The following is an 18,384-nucleotide window of genomic DNA, read 5'->3' on the forward strand; positions in this document are numbered from 1 at the left end:
GCCATGCCGGTCTCCGGCCCCGGCTCGGAACTTCAGCTGCGGTCGATGATGCCGGCGCCCACGCGGACGGTCGAGGACATCGAGCGGCTCGGCGCCGAGGCCGGCCTCCAGGTCTCCTGGCGCGGCCGCGCGGACGGCGGCCGGGACCAGAAGGTCGGTCATGGTCAACAGTTGCTGGAAGGGCGGGATCTCAGTCATCGCGGTGCACCTCGCTAGGGGTCGGCAGGGTCCGAGCGGCGGGCCGGCGGGATTCCGGCCCGCCGCTCCGGACCTGGTACTCGTTTCAGCAGCCGTCGTCGATGGTCTTCGAGACCACCTGGCCGCTCATCCAGCTGACGCCGGCGCTGACGATGGCGCAGCCGGGAGTCGTGGCGGGAGCGTCCGAGACGGCCGAGAGGTCGATGTCCTCGGCGGTGCTGTAGGTCTCGTAGCCCGCCAGCAGCTCCTCGATGTTGTTCGCCTTCTCCTGCATGTACCTCTCCTCTGTGTGCGTGGTGTTACCTGACGTCCGCCTGAGCGCGGACGGGATCGGGGAAGAGCTGGTCAGCAGGTCGCCTCGTAGGTGGCGGCGGTGAGGAAGCTGACCGCGGCGCTCGCGCAGTACCAGGTGGTCGCCGGGGCGTCCGCGACGGCGGAGACACCCAGGTCGTCGTCCGCCTCGAGGTAGGTCTCGTAGCTGGACACGAGCTCCATGATGTTGTCGCTCTTGGTGATGTCCGTGTTCACTTCTCTCTCCTTCGGGGAAGCACTGAGCTCCAAACTGGGAACGCCCCTGTTGACCCTCCCAGCAAGCGAGCTCAGGTCTTGGCGATGTGTTGTCGGTCGGTTTCAGACGGTGGTGTTGCGGGCCGGGTTGGTCGGGTCGATGCCGGCCTCCCGGACGCGTGAGACGATCAGCGAGTCGACCCGCTGGTGGTCGTCGGCGGCCTCCACCAGTGCCGCGGCCAGGACGGTGGCGCGGTGCTGGCCGAAGCTCAGCCCCTGCCTGCCGGACCTGCCGTCGACCGGTTCCCAGGCCGTGCCGACGCCGGGGGCGATCCGCTCGACGAACACCGACGTCTCGGGGCCGGTGCCGCGCAGGCCCTGGGCCAGCTCCGCCAGGTCGGCGGCGACGTGCTGCCAGTCGCTGCCCAGGTAGACCACTATCGCGTCGCGTCGGGGATAGAGCTCCCGGGCTGAGAGCACCTTCGCCCGGTACGGCACCTGGCTCTCCTCGAGGAACGTGAGCACCTCGCGCCAGGCCTCGACCGCGTGATCCACGTCGAGGACGTTGAGGTAGACCCGCAGCACACCCCGGGAGGTGTCCCGTTGCCGGGAACCGTCGACCAGGAAGAAGCCCGGTGACAGCGCGGCCCGCCACGGCGGTACGGCCAACCGCACCGGCTCGCCCGGGGCGTACCCGGTCGTGGTGATCGCTTCGATCGGCGCCCAGATCCGCAGGCCCTCACGTTCGACGAGGATCCGTCCGCGTCCGGCGGCGTCGCGCTGGACGGTGGACCGGACGACGGCCCCGACCTGGATCTGCCGGTGCGGCACGGCCGCGGTGAAGCGTTCCTCGAGTGCGTCCTCCCGCAACCGGGTCGGCACCTTGCCGTCCGGCTGGCCGGAGTGCAGCACGTTGTAGATGGATTCGGCGAGCAACCGGCGAAGCTCGCGGGGGAAGTCGGCGACGACCTCGCGACCACCGATCACGGCAGTGGTCCGGTCCGGGGAGACCCGGATCTGACGGACCGCGTCCCGGATCGCGGGGGCCAGTTCCCCGGCCAGTGGTTGGGCTTGCAACGTCATCGGGCACCTCCAAAGCCGAGGGTGGTGGCGAACTTCTCGGGGTTGACCAGCGCGGCGCGGCCGACGCCGGCGGCGGCGCGCTGGATGGCGGACAGCCGCGACGAGGACAGGGCGCCAGCGACCAGCCGGTCCAGCAGGTGCCAGCCGGCGAAGGCGGTCGCGCGGACCGCGAGGCCCGCATCGATGTCCGGCCGGACGTCGGTGTACGCCCGCCAGAACTCGTGCACCAGCGGCAGCAGTCGGCGCATCTTCTCGACACCGCGTTGCAGGACCAGCTCGTGGGTGAACTCGGTGTCGACGAACGCCTCGTCGCCCCGATTGGTGACCAGGTCGAGCACCGACCGGTAGACCCACTCCCCGGCGAACGCGCCGACGTCACGGGCCGGGTCGGCCAGTCGGAACTCCTCCCAGTCGGTGAGGAACAACCCGTCCTCGGCGACCAGGAACTGGTCCACCCGCAGGTCGCAGTGCGAGGGGACGCGGGGAGCGTCCCGTTCGGCGTCGCGCAGGCGCTGCACCGCGGCGATCAGCTCGGGGTCGTTCTGCAACAGCCGCCAGGCCTCGATCTCGCCGGCACTCGACTTGAGGAACACCGAGAGCGGCAGGCCCTGCAGGAACGTGACCGGCGGGAACCCGGGCGGCGACTCGTCGAGGCGCAGGCCCTCCGGTGGCGGGGTCGCGTGCAGGTGGCCGATCGCCCGGCCGACCTGCTGCGCGTGGGCCAGGCTGAAGGTCTCGTCGACCATCAGCGCGGCACCGTTCACCGCGTCGTTGATTCGTTCGAAAACGACGATCCGGTGGTCGGGGTGGCTGCCGATGAACTGCGGCCAGTGCACATTATCGAAATTGGCCTTCGCGGCGTAGGCTTCGAAGTCGAGCAGCCTGCGCATTCTGTTCTTGGTGTCTTCGACCTGTCCGGTGAGGCGCTTGACGAAAACGTCCCGACCGCTTTCGGTGACTCCCGACCAGGCGTCGTTACGGCCGATTGGAGCAGAGACAGTGTCCCGTACGAACGGGCCGACACCCAGCTCCACCAGCACTTCGTCAACCTCGGGGACCGAGTCCAAGTCGATCGGCATCACGTGTTTCGTGACCACCGTCGCCACCTCCAACAATTCTCGGACGGGCACGCCAAGGCGCAGCCAACGTTCAGTTGAATATTCCGGCGAGGGTGCCGGACCCGGTCTTCCGCCTGCCTTTGCGACTGTCTTTCTGTCGTACCGGCGAGCGGCGTGGTTGAAGATAATCACGACCGGGTAGGACCCGGCAAGGCATCGATGTCGGGCCGTATTAAATTCGTTTCTACGGGCCGCGGCATTTTGTCCGATGTACCGGTTGGCCGAACCCGACAGGACGGCCGGTCAGCCGGCGAAACCCCAGGTCAGCGCGGATCGACGGGGGTTAAACCCCGGAATTTCCCGGGTTCCAACTTTCGCAACTGGGCGATCCGCTGGCCCAGCGACGGCGAGGCCGCCGCAACGGCCCGCTCGGATGCGCCAAAGTGGCTGGTCAGGGCCCGTCCAGCGGTCCGCGCGACAGCACCGGGCGACCGGTCGTCGGGTCTGCCACGTACCCCGAAACACTGCTGTAGACATTTATGATCTTCTGATGCAGACGACTGTGGATCGAACGGGACTCGGCAGACTCATCTCCGCGGCCGGGGGCAGCGCCGACGGCATCACGGCGGTGATCGACGACCTCGGGGCGGACGCCGTCGCCGCCACCGCGGTCCGCGAGCTGCTGCACCGGGCGGACGTGCCGGCGGGCCCCGACGTCGCCGTCCAGGTGGGACTGCGGCACGGCGACGCGACGATCCGGTACGGGCTCCAGGTCGGGTCGGCGGGGGTCGCACACCTCCCCGAGCCCGTCGGGACGCCCGACGCGTCGCTGACCCAGGACCTCACCGAGGTGGTCCGCAGCCTGTTCGGGCCGCGCGGCGCGCAGTCCAGCGCGAGCCGGGTGGTCCACTGGGGGCACCTGGAGGACCCGTCGGCGTTCGACCGCCCACTGCCCGCCTACGACGTGGTCCGCCGACTCGTGGACGCGCTCGACCGGCCGTACGACATCGGCCTGGCCGAACTCTGCGTCCGCTACGGCTCCGACAAGTGGGGCCACCACACCTACCCCCGCCGGTACGAGCAGCACTTCGGCCCGCTGCGCGACCAGCCACTGACCATCCTGGAGATCGGGGTGGGCGGGTTCGGTGACCAGCACCGCGGCGGGGCGTCACTGGAGGTCTGGCGGCGCTACTTTCCCCGGGCGCTCGTCTACGGGCTCGACATCGTCGACAAGTCGCACCTCACCGACCAGCGGGTCACAGTGCTGCAGGGCGACCAGTCGTCCCCCGCCGACCTGGCCCGGGTGGTGGAGGTGAGGGGCCGGCCGGACATCGTCATCGACGACGGCAGCCACGTCAGCGCCCACCTGCTCGCCTCGTTCGCCTCCCTCTTCCCCGTCCTGCGCCACGGCGGCCTGTACGTCATGGAGGACCTGCAGACGTCGTACTGGCCGACCTTCGGCGGTCGGGCCGGGACCTACGACGACCCGGCGACGAGCCTCGGGTTCCTCAAGACGCTCGTCGACGGCCTGCACCACGAGGAGATCGTCGGACGGACCCCTGCCTTCACCGACCCGGACATCGGGGGCGTGCACTTCTACCACAACCTGGCGTTCGTCGAGAAGGAGCGCAATCTGGACGGCGGAGCGCCGTCCTGGATTCCCCGGGGAGTGCGGCAGCGCGCCGGCGTGCCGGACTGACAGCGGCGCGCGAACGTCTCAACCAGCGTCGCGTACCTCCCGCTCGCCGTTCGCCCGGGACAACCGGCCCGGCCACCAGATCTTCGGCCCGATGTCGTACGCGAGCGCGGGCACCAGCAGCGAGCGGACGACGATGGTGTCGATCAGCACCCCGATCGCGACAGCGGTACCCAGCTCGACGAGCACCACAAGCGGCAGGACGGCGAGGGCGGAGAACGTCGCGGCGAGCACGATGCCGGCGGAGGTGATCACGCCGCCGGTGACGGCGAGACCGGAGAGCACCCCGGCGCGGGTGCCGCGCTTCACCGACTCCTCGCGGACCCGGCTCATCAGGAAGATGTTGTAGTCGATGCCGAGCGCGACCAGGAAGACGAACGCGAACAGCGGGAACGACGAGTCCACGCCGGGGAAGTCGAAGACGTGGCGGAACAGCAGCGCGCAGAGACCGAGGGTCGCCGCGAAGCTGAGCAGCACGGTGGCGATCAGCAGCACCGGAGCGAGCAGCGCGCGCAGCAGCAGGGCCAGGATGACCGCGATGACCACCAGCACCACCGGGATGATGACGTTCTGGTCGCGCTTCGCGGCGTCCGAGGTGTCCACGTTGATCGCGGTGAAGCCGCCGACCACCGCGTCCGCGCCGGGCACCTGGTGTACGGCGACCCGCAGCTCGCGGATGGTCCGTTCGGCGCCGTCGCTGTCGGGTGGGTCGGCCAGCGTGGCTTCCAACTGCACCCGCCCGTCGACGACCTTCGGGGCGGCGTTCGCCTCGGGTGGGCCGGTCTGCGGCCCGGTGGTGAGAGGGCGGACGTCGGCGACGCCGGGGACGTCCTTCGCGACCTGGGCGACCTGCCGGGCGGTCTGCTCGGTGGTGAAGATGGTGGCCGGGCTGCCGGTGCCGGCCGGGTAGTGCCGGGAGATCACTTCCTGGCCGTCCACCGAGTCGGTGCGCTGGGTGAAGAGGTCGGACTGGCCGAGGGTGGTGGCGCCGAGCTGGGTGAGGCCGAGCGTCAGCACTGCCAGCACCACGGCGGTGCTCAGCCAGATCGGCCGGGCGTGCCGGGCGACGAAGCCGGCGATGCGGCTCCAGATGCCGTGTTCGGCCCGTGGGTCGGCCTGGTCGGCTTCGGGCCGTCGGGGCCAGAACGCCCACCGCCCGCCGAGCACCAGCAGCGCGGGCAGGAAGGTGAGCATCACCAGCAGGGTGGCGCCGATGCCGATGGCGGCGACCGGGCCGAGCGCCCGGTTGGAGTTGAGGCTGGACAGCAGCAGGCAGAGCAGGCTGACGATGACGGTGCCGCCGGAGGCGATGATGGCCGGCGCGGCACCCTTCCAGGCGGCGCGCATGGCGTCCCAGGGCCGGTCGTGCTGGTGCAGCTCCTCCCGGTAGCGGGCGATCAGCAGCAGCGCGTAGTCGGTGCCGGCGCCGAAGACCAGCACGGTGAGGATGCCCTGGGCCTGCCCGTTGAGCTTGAGCACGTCCGCGTCGGCGAGCAGGTAGACGAAGACCGAGGCGAGGGCGTACGACATGCCGGCGGCGAGCAGCGGGAAGATCCAGAGGACCGGGCTGCGGTAGACGACCAGCAGGATGATCAGCACCACGACCAGGGTGACCAGCAGCAGTGGGCCGTCGATCGCCGAGAAGACCTCGATCAGGTCGGCGAGCAGGCCGGCCGGGCCGGAGACGTCGACGGTGAGGCCGTCCCGGTCGCCGCCGGTGATGTCGCGCAGTTGCTCGACGACCGCGCCGATCTCCTCTCCCTCGGCGTCGTCCACCGGCACGACGACCTGCAGTGCCTGGCCGTCCTCGCTTGGGATGGGCGGGGGCAGCGGGGTGACCACGCCGGGGATCTGGGCGAACCGGGCGGCGTCGGCGCTGACCCGTTGCCGGTCCGCGTCGGTGATCCCGGAGCGCCGCTCGTAGACGACCAGCGCCGGGGTGGTCTGCCGGTCGACGAACTCGCCGGCGAGATCCTGGGCACGGGTCGCCTCGGCGTCGGTGGGCAGGAAGGCCGCGTTGTCGTTGGTGGCCACCTCGCTCAGACGTCCTGCGTACGGGCCGGACACGCCGCCGATCACCAACCAGGCCAGCACGACCGCCACCGCGATCAGCGTGGCCCTGCCGCCTCGTCCGGACATCCGCACTCACCTCAAGGATCGACGCATCAATCGACGCAGCGGGAGCCTCAGTCGACATCGACCATCCTGCCGGGCAGGCAGGTCCAGGGTGGGTGAAACAGGGTCACACACACGAAAACGCCCGTCGGCATCAGGCCGACGGGCGTTGGGTGGAGAAGCTCCCCCGATTGGACTCGAACCAATAACCTGCCGGTTAACAGCCGGCTGCTCTGCCAATTGAGCTACAGGGGATCGTGCACCGCCCGGAATCGGATCTCGCCGACGCCGTGCGACGGGACAAGAGTACAGGACTTTCCCCCGTGGCGGTCCAGTGGGTTACACCCGGGCACCTGATGATCGACATCCGCAGGTCAGGTGCCACGACACATCGACATACAGGGTAAATCGCCATCCCGGCCCAGACATGCTTGAGCGGAGAGCAGGATGGGTAGTTAGCTGCGGACAGAGGACGCAGGCGCGAACAGGTCGCCTTCCGACGGGGCAACTCACCGGGAGGATGACGGCGCGTCAGGTACGGAAGGAGCCGCCATGCGCGGAAAGATCATGTTTCTTGGCGGGCTGGCTGCGGGATTCGTCCTGGGCGCCCGTGCCGGCCGGGAAAAGTACGAAGAGCTCGTGGTTCGGGGCCGCAAGGTGCTCGACCACCCGACCGTCCAGGAGGCGGCCGGGGTCGCGCAGGCCCAGGCCAACAAGCTCTACAGCGAGGGCAAGGACAAGCTCGGCCAGACCAAACTGGCCGAGAAGCTGGGCACCGGCAACGGCAGCACCGGCAAGCAGGAGCTGACCGCCGCCGACGACGCGTTCGCCGGCACGCCCGCCACCGTGGGCGCCAAGGCGGGCACCAGCACGGTCGGCACGACCTCCGGGTCGCCGTCGTCCACGAACCCCCGCACCAAGCCGTCCGGCTCGGGCACGAACGCCAGCACGCTCTGACCACACGCACGTACACGGGCCGGCCGCCGCAGGGCGACCGGCCCGTGGTCGGTCCGGGATGCGATCAGTCCTTGCTGCTGAACGCCGCGTCGAAGGCGGCGCTCGGTGCGTCGAAGGCGAGCCGGCGGACGAACTGCAACGCCTCCGGGGCGCCGACCAGCCGGTCCATCCCCGCGTCTTCCCACTCGACCGAGATCGGGCCGGTGTAGCCGATCGCGTTCAACGCGCGGAAGCAGTCCTCCCAGGGCACGTCGCCGTGGCCGGTGGAGACGAAGTCCCACCCGCGGCGCAGGTCCGCCCAGGGCAGGTGCGAGGCGAGCCGGCCACGCCGGCCGTCCCCGGTACGCACCTTCGCGTCCTTGCAGTCCACGTGGTAGATGCGGTCGGCGAAGTCGAAGATGAAGTTCACCGGGTCCAGCTCCTGCCACACGAAGTGCGACGGGTCCCAGTTCAGCCCGAACGCGGGCCGGTTGCCGATCGCCTCCAGCGTCCGCTTCGTCGTCCAGTAGTCGTACGCGATCTCGCTGGGGTGCACCTCGTGGGCGAACCGCACCCCCACCTCGTCGAACACGTCGAGGATGGGGTTCCACCGGTCGGCGAAGTCCTGGTAGCCGCGCTCGATCATTGCCGGCGGCACCGGCGGGAACATCGCCAGGGTGTGCCAGATCGACGAACCGGTGAAGCCGACAACGGTCTTCACCCCGAGCTTCGCCGCCGCCCGCGCGGTGTCCTTGATCTCCTCGGCGGCCCGCTGTCGAACCCCCTCGGGCTCTCCGTCGCCCCAGATGCGGCCGGGCAGGATGTCCTGGTGCCGCTCGTCGATCGGGTGGTCGCAGACCGCCTGGCCGACGAGGTGGTTGGAGATCGTGAAGACGTGGAGGTTGTACTTCGCGAGGGTCTCCTTCTTCCGCTCGACGTACGAGTCGTCGGCGAGCGCCTTGTCGACCTCGAAGTGGTCGCCCCAGCAGGCGATCTCCAGACCGTCGTAGCCCCACTCGGAGGCGAGCCGGCAGACCTCCTCGAACGGAAGATCGGCCCACTGGCCGGTGAAGAGCGTGATGGGTCGCGCCATTGTCCTTCTCCCCTGTTGTGATGGGGATTCCCTGTGCGGACCGGGGCGAGGGGTGACCGGACGTACGCGGCGTTCGCGCTGTCACCGGTGGGTGCGGAACACACCTGGGCCCGGCGGGTTGCGCCTCCCACCGGGTCACCGGCCACCAGCACGGTCGCCGCCCTCAGCCTATTTCCGAGGTGCCCGATCGGGGAAGCCCTGGAGTCGACAGTTCATCCGATCATTTCCTCGGGGGCGGGCAGGACCGCCCGTACGGTGAAGCCCCCTCCGGCGCGCGGGCCGGCGGAGAAGGTGCCGCCGAGCCGCTCGGCGCGCCTGCGTACCCCGAGCAGACCTCGCCCGGCGACCTGGCTGCCGCCGCCTGCCGGGGCGGGCCCGACGCCCTCGTCGCGGATCTCGATGGTGATGCCCGCGGCGTCGTAGCGCAGGCGGACCCCGACCGGAGCGCCCGGCGCGTGCCGGCAGGCGTTGGTCAGCGCTTCCTCGATGATCCGGTACGCCACCACGTCGACCGGGCCGGGCAGCGGCCGGGGTTGCCCGGCCATGCTCCACCGCACCGGTTGGCCGGCGGTGAAGCCCTCCACCAAGGCGTCGAGACGGTTCAGGCTGGGCGTCGGCTCGGACGGGTCGTCGGGCTCCTCCGCCCGGCCCAGCGCACCGAGCAGCTGATGGCCTCGCGCCAGCACCGTCCCACGCCACTGCGCGAACAACCCCATGCTGGTCAAGGTACGGCAGCCAGCTGTGAAGCGGTCGGCGGCGTCCACGCAATGTGCCGCATCCGAATGCCCCGGCAGCGGTGCGGGGATCAGCCCACACCGAGGCTCCGACTCCCCCGCAACCCCGCGCCCACGGCGGCCGGGCGAAGCGGTGATGGCGGGCCGGCGGGCGAAGCAGTGATGCCTCTGAGTCATCAGGATGACTCAGAGGCATCACGCTCGTTGGCGACACCGCTCGTCGCGCTTGTGCCGAGGCGGAGGGGCCGACGACGCGGGTCGCAGCCCCTCCGGGATCAGTCGGTCAGGGCAGGGTCCACTTCTGGTTGGCGGCGTTGAGGCAGGTCCAGAGGTGCACGATCGTGCTGTCGGCGGAGTTGTTGCCGGAGACGTCCAGGCACTTGCCCGACGACGGGTTGCGCAGGGTGCCGTCGGACTGCGCCGCCCAGTTCTGCGCGCCGGTGCCGTTGCACGTCCAGAGCTGGATCTTGGTGCCGTCGGCGGTGCCGCTGCCGTTGACGTCCAGGCACTTGCCGAGCGCCTTGATCGTCGAGTTCGGCGTCACCGTCCACGTCTGCGCCGCGCTGCTGTTGCAGGTGTAGATCTGGATCTGGGTGCCGTCGGCGGTGGCACCGTTGCGCACGTCCAGGCACTTGCCGGCGAGACCCTTGATCGGGCCGACCCCGGTGCTGCCGCCGCTCCCCTTGACCAGTGTGAAGTCGTCCACGTCGAAGAGCCCGGTGCCGCTACCGGTGAAGGTGAGATACAGGTTCTGGGTGCCGGACGGGACGTTGGACAGCGCCGTGGTGACGTTGGCGAAGGTCGTCCAACTGCCGGTGTTGGGCACGGCGACCGAGCCCAGCACCGGGCCGGTGGCCGAACCGGTGCGCACCTGGATGGTGCCGCCCGCGCCGCCGGAGACGACCCGGGACGTGAACGAGGTGACCCCGGTTAGGTTGACGCCGTTGTAGGCGGCCCAGTCGCCCGGGTCGATGTAGCCGATGGTCTGCCCGCCGTTGGCGCCCGCCTTGGTGAACGCGGAGACGCCGTTGGCCGCGCTGAACGTCTCGGCCTGGATCGTGGTGTTGCCGGTCGGCGGCGGCGTGGTGCCCAACTCCTTGATCCGGATGTTGCGGAACGAGGCGTCGTCACCGGTGCCGTGGTTCTGGATGCCGATGTGGCCGGCCAGCGATCGGACCGGGTTGGTGTTGGTGAAGTCGTTGATCTTCACGCCGTTCAGGAAGATCTGCAGCCGCTCCCCCTCGACCAGCAGTTCGTAGGTGTTCCACTCCCCCGGGGCGTTCAACGCCGCGTCGCGAGCGGCGATGTCGGCGGACTTGAAGGTGTAGACCGCGCCGGTGGTGCGGTCGGTCGCGTCGGTGGCGTCGATCTGGATCTCGTAACCGTTGTCGACCGCCGACCACGGGTCACTCGACGGTGGGAAACCGATGAAGATGCCGGAGTTGTCGTCACCGGCCAGCTTCCAGTCCAGCTTCAGCGAGTAGTTGGTGAACTGCTTGGCGTTGTACCAGAACAACCCCATGCCGCCGACCGAGGTCAGGGTGGCGTCGGAGTTGGTGAAGCTGCCCGGGCCGGCCTGTGACCAACCGGCCGTCGAGCCGTTGAACAGCGGGGTGTAGCCGGTCTCGGGCCGGCAGTCGGCCTTGCTCCGACCGGAGGCGTACCGGATGCCGCCGAGCAGGTGGTTGCGGAACGCCGGCTCCGCGTACGACGCCTGGGTGTGCCCCGCGCCGGTGTAGAAGGACCGGCCGCCGCTGTAGCTCTTGCACCAGCTCAGCGGGTGGTCGGCACCCATGCCGCCGCCGGAGTACGACGACTCGTCAAGGGTGGCCAGCACGTGCGCGGTCGACCGGGCGTTGGTGCGGTAGTTGTACCACTCGTCGGTGCGGGTCCAGGTCTGCGGCAGGTGAGCGGTGGCCGCGTGGCCCCGGTCCTCCACCTTCATGTTGGCCTGCTGGATCGCCGGGTGCGAGGCGAACCACGCGCCCACCAGGTTGCCGTAGAACGGCCAGTCGTACTCGGTGTCGGCGGCGGCGTGCACACCCACGTACCCACGGCCGGAGCCGATGTACGACTCGAAGGCGGTCTGCTGGCTGGCGTTGAGCACGTCGCCGGTGGTGTTGAGGAAGACGACCGCCTCGTACTGGTTCAGGTTGCTGGTGGTGAACGCGGCGGCGTCCTCGGTCGCGGTGACGGTGAAGTTGTTCGCCGCGCCCAGGTCGCGGATGGTCTGGATGCCGACCGGGATCGCGTCGTGCCGGAAACCGGCGGTCTTGGAGAACACCAGCACGTCGTACGGGGCGTCGGCGGCGCTGGCCGGGGTGGCCGGGGTGGTACAGGCGATGACGGCGAGTGCGGCCATTGCCGCACCGAGGACGGGTCGCAGGCGTCTGCGCATATCGCTCTCCTAATTGCGGTTAGGAGGGGCCCCTCGCACCACACTAGGCGTTGTCGAAGGGCCCCTCCCGCCAGCTCAGGGCTGGGTCCACTTTTGGTTGGCGGCACCGCTGACACAGGTCCACTGGAGGACCACGGTGCTGTCGTCGGAGATTTTACCGGAGACATCGAGGCACTTGCCGGACGACGGGTTGCGGAGCGTGCCGTCGGCCTGGGCGGCCCAGTTCTGCGCGGCCGTGCCGTTGCAGGTCCAGAGCTGGATCTTGGTGCCGTCCGCGGTGCCGGCACCCGAGACGTCCAGGCACTTGCCCAACGACTTGATCGTCGAGTTCGCGGTGACCGCCCAGGTCTGCGCCGCGCTGCCGTTGCAGGTGTAGATCTGGATCTGCGTGCCGTCGGCGGTGGCGGCGCCCCGCACGTCCAGGCACTTGCCGCCCAGGCCCTTGATCGGCCCGGTCCCGCTGGCCGGCGGCGTGCCGGTGACGAAGGTGAACGCGTCCAGGTCGTAGAGCGCCCCGGTGCCCGACCCGGCGAAGGTCAGGTAGAGGGTGGTCGTGCCGGTCGGCGGATTGCTGATCGTCCCGGTGACGGTGGTGAAGGTTTCCCAGCCGCCGGTGACCGGGACCGTGGCCGAGCCGAGCACCGTGCCGGTGGCCGAGCCGGCCCGGACCTGGAGGGTGCCACCGGCACCCGCCGAGGAGACCCGGGCGTTGAACGAGGTCACGTTGCCCAGTCGGTACGGCTGGAAGGCGATCCAGTCGCCGTTGTTGATGTCACCGACGGTCTTGCCACCCTCGGCCGGGGTCTTGCTGAACACGTTGATCCCCGACGAGGTGGCGTAGAACTCGGCCTGACGGTGCCGTGGCGGCAGCGTGTGCTGGGTGTGCGTGGTCAGCCCACCGGCGTCGGTGTACTCGGCGTCGAAGATCGCGAAGATGTTCGCCGCGTCGTCGTGCTCACCGTCGACCGGGATGGTGATCGATCCCGAGCAACCGGTCTTCGAGGTGATCTGGTGCCCGTGCTGGTCGTGCCCGAGCACGTAGGTCATCTTGACCTTGGTGCAGTCGATGGTGCCGTCCTCCGGGTCGGTCACCGTGATGCTGTACGGCACGGTGTCCCCGAAGCTGAACAGCTGACCGTTACCCGGGTTGTTGATCGTGACCGTGGGCGCGGTGTTGCCGACGCTGATCTGCACGCTGCTGCTGCCGGTGGCGCCCTGCGGGTCCCGCACCGTCAACGTGGCGGTGTAGGTGCCGTTGGCGTTGTACGTCTTCGACGGGTTCGCCGAGGTGGAGGTGGTTCCGTCACCGAACGCCCACGAGTAGGTGAGCGCGCCGCCCTCGGGGTCGGACGAGCCGGCCGAGGAGAACGCCACGGTGAGCGGGGCTGCCCCGGACGTGCGGTTGGCGCTGGCCTTCGCGGTGGGCGCCCGGTTGCCGCCGCCGACGTAGTCGAAGCGGTAGAGCGCCGAGTTGGCGTCACCGTTGAAGTAGCCGGTGCCGTAGTCGAGCACGTAGTACGCGCCGTCCGGGCCGAACGCGGAGTCCATCACCTGCTTGCCGACCCAGGGGAAGGTGTCGATGGTGCCCCGGGAGCCGTCGGCGTTGACGTGGATCGGCTTGATCCAGCCGCGGCCGAACTCGGTGGCGAAGAACTGCCCGTCGAACGACTGCGGGAACTTGGTGGTGGAGGTCGACGAGGCGTTGTACCGGTAGACCGGGCCGCCCATCGGCGACTCGGAGCCACCGCCGAACTCGGTCGGGGTGCCGGCGTCGCCGGCGTACCGGATCCAGGCCGGCTGGGCCGGCGGCAGGGTGGTCAGGCCGGTGTTGCGGAACGAGTTGTTCGTCGGCCCGCCGGTGCAGTTGTACTTCGCGCCACTGGTGTTCGTCGCGAAGTCCCACTCGTTGTACGTCTCGGTGCTGGTGTTGGTGCCGGTGCAGTACGGCCAGCCGTAGTTGCCCGGTGCGGCGACCCGGTTGAACTCGACCTGGCCGGACGGCCCTCGGGTGGAGCTGGTGGAGCCGGCGTCCGGCCCGTAGTCACCGACGTAGACCACCCCGGTGGCCTTGTCCACGCTGATCCGGAACGGGTTGCGGAACCCCATCGCGTAGATCTCCGGCCGGGTCTTGGCCGTGCCGGGGGCGAACAGGTTGCCCGACGGGATGGAGTACGTGCCGTTGGCGTTCACCTTGATCCGCAGGATCTTGCCGCGCAGGTCGTTGGTGTTGCCGGCGCTGCGCTGCGCGTCGTACGCGGGGTTGCGGTTGGTCCGCTCGTCCAGCGGCGAGTAGCCGGCGGACTCGAACGGGTTGGTGTCGTCGCCGGTGGACAGGTAGAGGTTGCCGGCGGCGTCGAAGTCGATGTCCCCACCGACGTGGCAGCACAGGCCCCGGTTGGCCGGCACGTCGAGCACGTCGACCTTGCTGGACTGGTTGAGCGTGAAGTCCGCGTTGAGGGTGAACCGGGAGAGCCGGTTGACGCCGTTCCAGGCCGAGAAGTCGGTGCCGGTGGCCGGCGCGTCACCGCCGGGGGTGGAGAGCGGCGGGGCGTAGTAGAGGTAGATGTACCGGTTGCTGGCGAAGCCCGGGTCGACCCCGACGCCCTGCAACCCCTCCTCGTCGTGGGTGTAGACCGACAGGGTGCCGATCACACTGGTGGTGCCGCCCGCGTCGGTGCGGCGCAGGGTGCCGTTGCGGGCGGTGTGCAGGGGTGATCTGATCGCGCCCTCAGAGAATCTTTCATCTTTCGATGGATGGGAGCCCCATGCCCAGGTTCCGGCGTACCGCGCTCGCCGCGGGACTCACGATCGCCATGGCCGCGTTGTCGACCGCCGTCGCGCTGCCCGCACCCGCGTCCGCCGCGCTGCCCACCGCCGCGGTGGCGCTCGGAGACAGCTTCATCAGTGGCGAGGGCGCCGGGGCGTACACCCCGGTGATCGACGTCAACGGCGTCAGCCAGGGCTTCCCCGGCTGGACGGCGGCGAACAACAACGCGTTCTTCTGCCACCGCTCGGCGAACGCCTCGCTCCACCAGGCCAACCTGCCGGGCATCCAGAACCGGTTCAACCTGGCCTGCTCCGGCGGCCAGCCGCACGACATCGCCAACGCCTCCCAGGCGCGGGCCAACGGTCGTACCGTGGCCTCGCAGCTGAGCCAGCTGCGCACCGTCGCGCAGACCCAGGACATCGACCTGGTGCTGATCGGCCTCGGTTCCAACAACAGCTCGTTCACCTTCGGCAGCGTCGCGGAGAAGTGCGCCAACCGGTTCATCGCCGACGCCTGGACCGGCTGGTGGGAGTTCTGGGCGTACCTGAACGGCCCGGTGGAGCAGAAGCCGTGCAGCGACGCCGACCTGGCCACCGCCGCGCAGCTCAGCGCCGCGACCGCGGAGACCACGGCGGCCGTACGCCAGATCCTCACCACCCTCGACCAGGTGGACGCGGACGGTCAGCACCGGGTGGTGTTCCAGGACTACACGAACCCGCTGCCGCTGGACCTGAACCAGACGTTCCACGAGGAGGACGGCCGGGACGACACCCGGGACAAGTTCCGTGACCTCGGCGCCGAGCGGTACGCGGGCGGGTGCCCGATCCACCGGGCCAGCCTGGCGCCGGGGCACCGCTTCTCCCAAGGCCTGGGCAGCATCGTGAAGTCCACCAGGGACACCCTCGCTGCCGAGTTCCCGGCCGACGACCTGGTGTACCTGAACGTGCAGCAGGCCTTCAACGGTGCCCGGCTCTGCGAGCAGACCGGCAGCCCGACCGGCGCGCTGGCCACTCCGATCCGGCTTCAGGACGGCGCGACCGGCACCTTCGTCACCAGCCTCGCCGGCAAGGACAAGATCGCCATCCAGCGGATCGCGAACACCTGCGTCAGCTACTTCCAGACCTGCCAGGAGTCGTGGCACCCGAACGCCACCGGGCACCAGGTGCTCGGCCAGTGCCTGAGCGGCGCGGCCTCCACCAGCGCCCGCTCGGTGGCCTGCGTGCGTGCCAGCAACGGGGCCATCTCGGTCTCCTGAGCGCAGCGTCGGTCGGAGGGCTCCGCCAGGTGGCGGGGCCCTCCGTCGCGTGCAGCGTCAGCTGCGCCCCGGTCGTCGACGGCCTGCTGCTACCCGCCGGTAACGTCAGGGCCGTAGGCTGGGCCGGTGAACGGGGATCTGGAGTACGCGCAGGAGTTCGTCGACGTCGACGGTGGCCGGCTGGGTGTGCAGGTCTATCCGGAACCGTCCGGAGTGACCGGCGCGCCGGTGGTGGTGATCTGGCCCGCGATGGGCGTCCGGGCCCGCTACTACCGGCCCTTCGCCGCCGCGCTGCGCACCGCGGGGCTGGCCGTGGTCGTGGCCGACCTGCGCGGCACCGGGGCGAGCACGCCCGCGCCGAGTCGGGCGGACCTGCACGGTTACGCCGAACTGGCCGACGACGTCGGCGCCGTCCTGGCCGCCCTCAAGCCGCGGCTGGACGGGCGCACCCGAGTGCTTCTCGGGCACTCACTCGGCGGGCAGGCCGCGCTGCTGCACCTCGCCCTGCACGGCGGCGGCGAGGTGGACGGCTTGGCGCTGGTAGCTGTCGGCATCCCGCACTGGCGGAGCTACCCGGGCCGGCGCGGCCTCGGCGTGCTGCCCTACACCCAGGGCATCGCCGCCACGGCGGCGCTGCTCGGCTTCTGGCCGGGCTGGGGCTTCGGTGGCCGGCAGGCGCGCGGCGTGATCCGCGACTGGGCGTACACCGCGCGGACCGGTCGGTTCCCCCGGCTCAACGGTACGGACACCGAGGCCGCGGTCCGCGCGGTACGGACACCGGTGCTGGCCGTCAGCGTCGACGACGACCAGTACACGCCGCACGAGACCATGGACCACCTCTGCGCGAAGCTCGGCGACGCGCCGGTGACCCGGGAACGGTACACAGTGGCGCAGGCCGGAGCGCCGTTGGACCACTTCACCTGGGTCCGCGCGGGCGTTCCGCTGGCGCGGCGGATCGCCGCCTTCGCCACCGACCTGCCGCCCCGCTGAGCCGTACCGGCCCGTCGGGGGCGGGTCGGCTCACTCGTCCTGGTCCAGCGGCACCAGCTCACCGTCCCGCTCGACCTGGATCTCGGCGTGCTCCTTGCGGGGCGCGACCTCGGCCGTGTTCCGGTTCGGGTCGTTGTCGGGGTGCATGAGCACCGCGTCTGTTTTGGGGGTCTTCTCCCGGCTCTCGTCCGGCTGCGACATCGCGTTCCCCTCTCGTCGGCGTCGCTGGAGGATCTACCCGCCACCGGGCGAACGACTCCTGCCCGGACGAGGCCGACGCACCGACGCCACGGATGTCCCGTAGTTGCCCGCCACGGCGCGGATCGGCCCTGGCGGGCCGGGGTTAGCCGCCCGAGCGGCGGGTAAGCCGCACCGCCCGACACGGCGGAAGGGGATCACATGTCCGAACGGCACACCGCACTGCGTTCGATGCACGATCTGGGCCTGGCGGCCTGGTTTGGCGGCTCCCTCATGGGTGCCTTCGGTGTCAACGGCGCAGCGGCGAAAATCAGCGACTCGACCCAGCGGCTCCCGGTCGCGTCGGCCGGATGGTCCAAGTGGACGCCGGTCAACGCGGCGGCGATCGGCGCCCACCTGGCCGGCGCCGTCGGCGAACTGGTGACCGAGAGCCCACGGGTGGCGGCCCAGTCCGGCGTCGGCCGGGCCAGCGCCATCAAGACCGCGCTGACCATCGGCGCGCTCGCGGTCACCGGCTACAGCCGGTTGGTCGGCATGCGGCTGGAGAAGGCCGGCGGCCCGTCGGTGAGCGGTGCCACCGAGCCGAACCACCAGACCCCGGCCAGTGTGGCTTCGTCGCAACGGCAGATGAAGCTGCTCCAGTGGGCCATTCCGGCGCTGACCGGGACGCTGGTCGTGGTCACCGCGTACATGGGTGAGCAGCAGAAGCCCGGCCAGGTGTTCCGCGGGATGCTCGGTCGCGCGGGTGGGATGAAGGGCGCGTCCAAGAGCATGATCAAGATGGCGGGAATGAGCAACGGCAAGCGGCCGATGGCGATGGCCGGACGCTGAAGCGTCGGGCCGGCCGGCGTCCCGCCGCCACCTCGACGGCGGGGCGCTGGCCGGCCCCGCGCGTGTAACCGGAGTGACGACGAATCCCACGCGACGACGAGTCGGCGCCCGTGCGGCGGCGCGCCGGTGACCTGTCGGGCGGCGAGGGCGGGCGGGCAGCCCGGCCCGAGGACGGCACATCGTCCGCCGGTGGCGGCGGACCGACGAGCGGGGTGGCCATGACGGCGCACAAGGGACGCAGCGGCGACAACGACCGGCTGGAGCCGGAGGCGACCAACCCGTGGGGCACCGGCGACGGTTTCGACGCCGACGCGCCCTGGGGCACCGACGACGACTCGCCGATGGACGAGGGCAGCGAGGAGACAGCGGTGCCCGAGGGCCGGCGCGGCGAGCGGCGGGCGGGTGCCCCGGCGGGTCGGACGGACCCGGCGGGACGACACGGTTTCGGTTCGGTCGAGCCGACGCGCACGCCGATGGCCGGGCCGGGCGCCCCACCCGATCCCGCGCCCAGTGGCCGGACCTTCC

16 protein-coding genes, 1 tRNA gene and 1 pseudogene are annotated in these 18,384 nt (G+C 70.4%); 7 read left to right on the forward strand and 11 right to left on the reverse strand.

The features are described 5' to 3' along the window. Positions 1–216 (forward strand): hypothetical protein (locus tag KBX53_RS03020; protein WP_210857737.1); only part of this gene is annotated, 216 nt, incomplete at its 5' end. A gap of 67 nt (positions 217–283) precedes the next feature. On the opposite strand, the gene KBX53_RS03025 is transcribed toward KBX53_RS03020, so the two are convergent. From KBX53_RS03025 to lxmK, 4 genes are all read right to left on the reverse strand, one after another. Continuing rightward, the gene (locus KBX53_RS03025; protein ID WP_030330388.1) at positions 284–472 is read right to left on the reverse strand and encodes an LxmA leader domain family RiPP; all 189 of its coding nucleotides are present in this window, start codon (positions 470–472) and stop codon (positions 284–286) included. A gap of 71 nt (positions 473–543) precedes the next feature. Continuing rightward, positions 544–726 (reverse strand): hypothetical protein, encoded by a 183-nt coding sequence (locus KBX53_RS03030; protein WP_030330389.1) that lies wholly within the window; start codon positions 724–726, stop codon positions 544–546. 102 nt (positions 727–828) lie between these two features. Continuing rightward, positions 829–1,788, reverse strand: a complete 960-nt coding sequence (locus KBX53_RS03035) for a T3SS effector HopA1 family protein (protein ID WP_210857738.1) — start codon at positions 1,786–1,788, stop codon at positions 829–831. Next, positions 1,785–2,867: a class V lanthionine synthetase subunit LxmK gene (gene lxmK / locus KBX53_RS03040; protein WP_210857739.1), complete on the reverse strand. Its 1,083-nt coding sequence runs from the start codon at positions 2,865–2,867 to the stop codon at positions 1,785–1,787. The genes KBX53_RS03035 and lxmK overlap by 4 nt, the downstream gene beginning before the upstream one ends. A 529-nt stretch (positions 2,868–3,396) precedes the next feature. On the opposite strand from lxmK, the gene KBX53_RS03045 reads away from it, so the two are divergent. Then, positions 3,397–4,545, forward strand: a complete 1,149-nt coding sequence (locus KBX53_RS03045) for a class I SAM-dependent methyltransferase (protein ID WP_210857740.1) — start codon at positions 3,397–3,399, stop codon at positions 4,543–4,545. Between the two features lie 18 nt (positions 4,546–4,563). On the opposite strand, the gene KBX53_RS03050 is transcribed toward KBX53_RS03045, so the two are convergent. Both KBX53_RS03050 and KBX53_RS03055 read right to left on the reverse strand, forming a co-directional pair. After that, the gene (locus tag KBX53_RS03050; protein ID WP_210857741.1) at positions 4,564–6,681 is read right to left on the reverse strand and encodes an MMPL family transporter; all 2,118 of its coding nucleotides are present in this window, start codon (positions 6,679–6,681) and stop codon (positions 4,564–4,566) included. 158 nt (positions 6,682–6,839) lie between these two features. After that, positions 6,840–6,912: transfer RNA gene (locus KBX53_RS03055), tRNA-Asn, on the reverse strand. Positions 6,913–7,209: 297 nt separating this feature from the next. On the opposite strand from KBX53_RS03055, the gene KBX53_RS03060 reads away from it, so the two are divergent. Beyond that, on the forward strand, positions 7,210–7,614 hold the full coding sequence (locus tag KBX53_RS03060; RefSeq protein WP_030330394.1) for a hypothetical protein: 405 nt from the start codon (positions 7,210–7,212) through the stop codon (positions 7,612–7,614). A 64-nt stretch (positions 7,615–7,678) separates the two neighbouring features. Here KBX53_RS03060 and KBX53_RS03065 read toward each other — a convergent pair whose 3' ends face one another. The 4 genes and pseudogenes from KBX53_RS03065 to KBX53_RS03080 form a co-directional block, all read right to left on the reverse strand. Further along, positions 7,679–8,686 carry a sugar phosphate isomerase/epimerase gene (locus KBX53_RS03065; protein WP_210857742.1) on the reverse strand — a complete coding sequence of 336 codons (1,008 nt, stop codon included), beginning with the start codon at positions 8,684–8,686 and terminating at the stop codon, positions 7,679–7,681. Positions 8,687–8,898: 212 nt separating this feature from the next. Beyond that, a complete protein-coding gene (locus KBX53_RS03070; protein WP_167337286.1) occupies positions 8,899–9,402 on the reverse strand; it encodes a sensor histidine kinase in 504 nt (167 codons plus the stop codon). A gap of 301 nt (positions 9,403–9,703) precedes the next feature. Next, on the reverse strand, positions 9,704–11,818 hold the full coding sequence (locus KBX53_RS03075; protein ID WP_030330397.1) for a ThuA domain-containing protein: 2,115 nt from the start codon (positions 11,816–11,818) through the stop codon (positions 9,704–9,706). Positions 11,819–11,893: 75 nt separating this feature from the next. After that, positions 11,894–14,536: pseudogene (locus KBX53_RS03080) on the reverse strand (carbohydrate-binding protein); the annotation flags it as partial. Between the two features lie 47 nt (positions 14,537–14,583). On the opposite strand from KBX53_RS03080, the gene KBX53_RS03085 reads away from it, so the two are divergent. Continuing rightward, positions 14,584–15,840 (forward strand): hypothetical protein, encoded by a 1,257-nt coding sequence (locus KBX53_RS03085; RefSeq protein WP_210857743.1) that lies wholly within the window; start codon positions 14,584–14,586, stop codon positions 15,838–15,840. A gap of 126 nt (positions 15,841–15,966) precedes the next feature. Beyond that, positions 15,967–16,830: an alpha/beta fold hydrolase gene (locus tag KBX53_RS03090; RefSeq protein WP_210857744.1), complete on the forward strand. Its 864-nt coding sequence runs from the start codon at positions 15,967–15,969 to the stop codon at positions 16,828–16,830. Positions 16,831–16,860: 30 nt separating this feature from the next. Here KBX53_RS03090 and KBX53_RS03095 read toward each other — a convergent pair whose 3' ends face one another. After that, positions 16,861–17,031 (reverse strand): hypothetical protein, encoded by a 171-nt coding sequence (locus KBX53_RS03095; protein ID WP_210857745.1) that lies wholly within the window; start codon positions 17,029–17,031, stop codon positions 16,861–16,863. Positions 17,032–17,229: 198 nt separating this feature from the next. Between KBX53_RS03095 and KBX53_RS03100 the strand changes: the two genes are divergently transcribed. After that, the gene (locus KBX53_RS03100) at positions 17,230–17,859 is read left to right on the forward strand and encodes a hypothetical protein (protein WP_210857746.1); all 630 of its coding nucleotides are present in this window, start codon (positions 17,230–17,232) and stop codon (positions 17,857–17,859) included. 218 nt (positions 17,860–18,077) lie between these two features. Continuing rightward, the coding region (locus tag KBX53_RS03105; protein ID WP_210857747.1) for a hypothetical protein at positions 18,078–18,384 on the forward strand (307 nt) is incomplete at its 3' end.

The organism is Micromonospora sp. M51 (assembly GCF_018070305.1).
Lineage (GTDB): Bacteria > Actinomycetota > Actinomycetes > Mycobacteriales > Micromonosporaceae > Micromonospora > Micromonospora parva.

Bases quoted from the DNA above. Each gene is read 5' to 3' on its own strand.
- KBX53_RS03025 (WP_030330388.1), bottom strand. From the start codon at position 472: ATGCAGGAGAAGGCGAACAACATCGAGGAGCTGCTGGCGGGCTACGAG.
- KBX53_RS03035 (WP_210857738.1), bottom strand. From the start codon at position 1,788: ATGACGTTGCAAGCCCAACCACTGGCCGGGGAACTGGCCCCCGCGATC.
- lxmK (WP_210857739.1), bottom strand. From the start codon at position 2,867: ATGCCGATCGACTTGGACTCGGTCCCCGAGGTTGACGAAGTGCTGGTG.
- KBX53_RS03045 (WP_210857740.1), top strand. From the start codon at position 3,397: ATGCAGACGACTGTGGATCGAACGGGACTCGGCAGACTCATCTCCGCG.
- KBX53_RS03050 (WP_210857741.1), bottom strand. From the start codon at position 6,681: ATGTCCGGACGAGGCGGCAGGGCCACGCTGATCGCGGTGGCGGTCGTG.
- KBX53_RS03060 (WP_030330394.1), top strand. From the start codon at position 7,210: ATGCGCGGAAAGATCATGTTTCTTGGCGGGCTGGCTGCGGGATTCGTC.
- KBX53_RS03065 (WP_210857742.1), bottom strand. From the start codon at position 8,686: ATGGCGCGACCCATCACGCTCTTCACCGGCCAGTGGGCCGATCTTCCG.
- KBX53_RS03070 (WP_167337286.1), bottom strand. From the start codon at position 9,402: ATGGGGTTGTTCGCGCAGTGGCGTGGGACGGTGCTGGCGCGAGGCCAT.
- KBX53_RS03075 (WP_030330397.1), bottom strand. From the start codon at position 11,818: ATGCGCAGACGCCTGCGACCCGTCCTCGGTGCGGCAATGGCCGCACTC.
- KBX53_RS03085 (WP_210857743.1), top strand. From the start codon at position 14,584: ATGCCCAGGTTCCGGCGTACCGCGCTCGCCGCGGGACTCACGATCGCC.
- KBX53_RS03095 (WP_210857745.1), bottom strand. From the start codon at position 17,031: ATGTCGCAGCCGGACGAGAGCCGGGAGAAGACCCCCAAAACAGACGCG.
- KBX53_RS03100 (WP_210857746.1), top strand. From the start codon at position 17,230: ATGTCCGAACGGCACACCGCACTGCGTTCGATGCACGATCTGGGCCTG.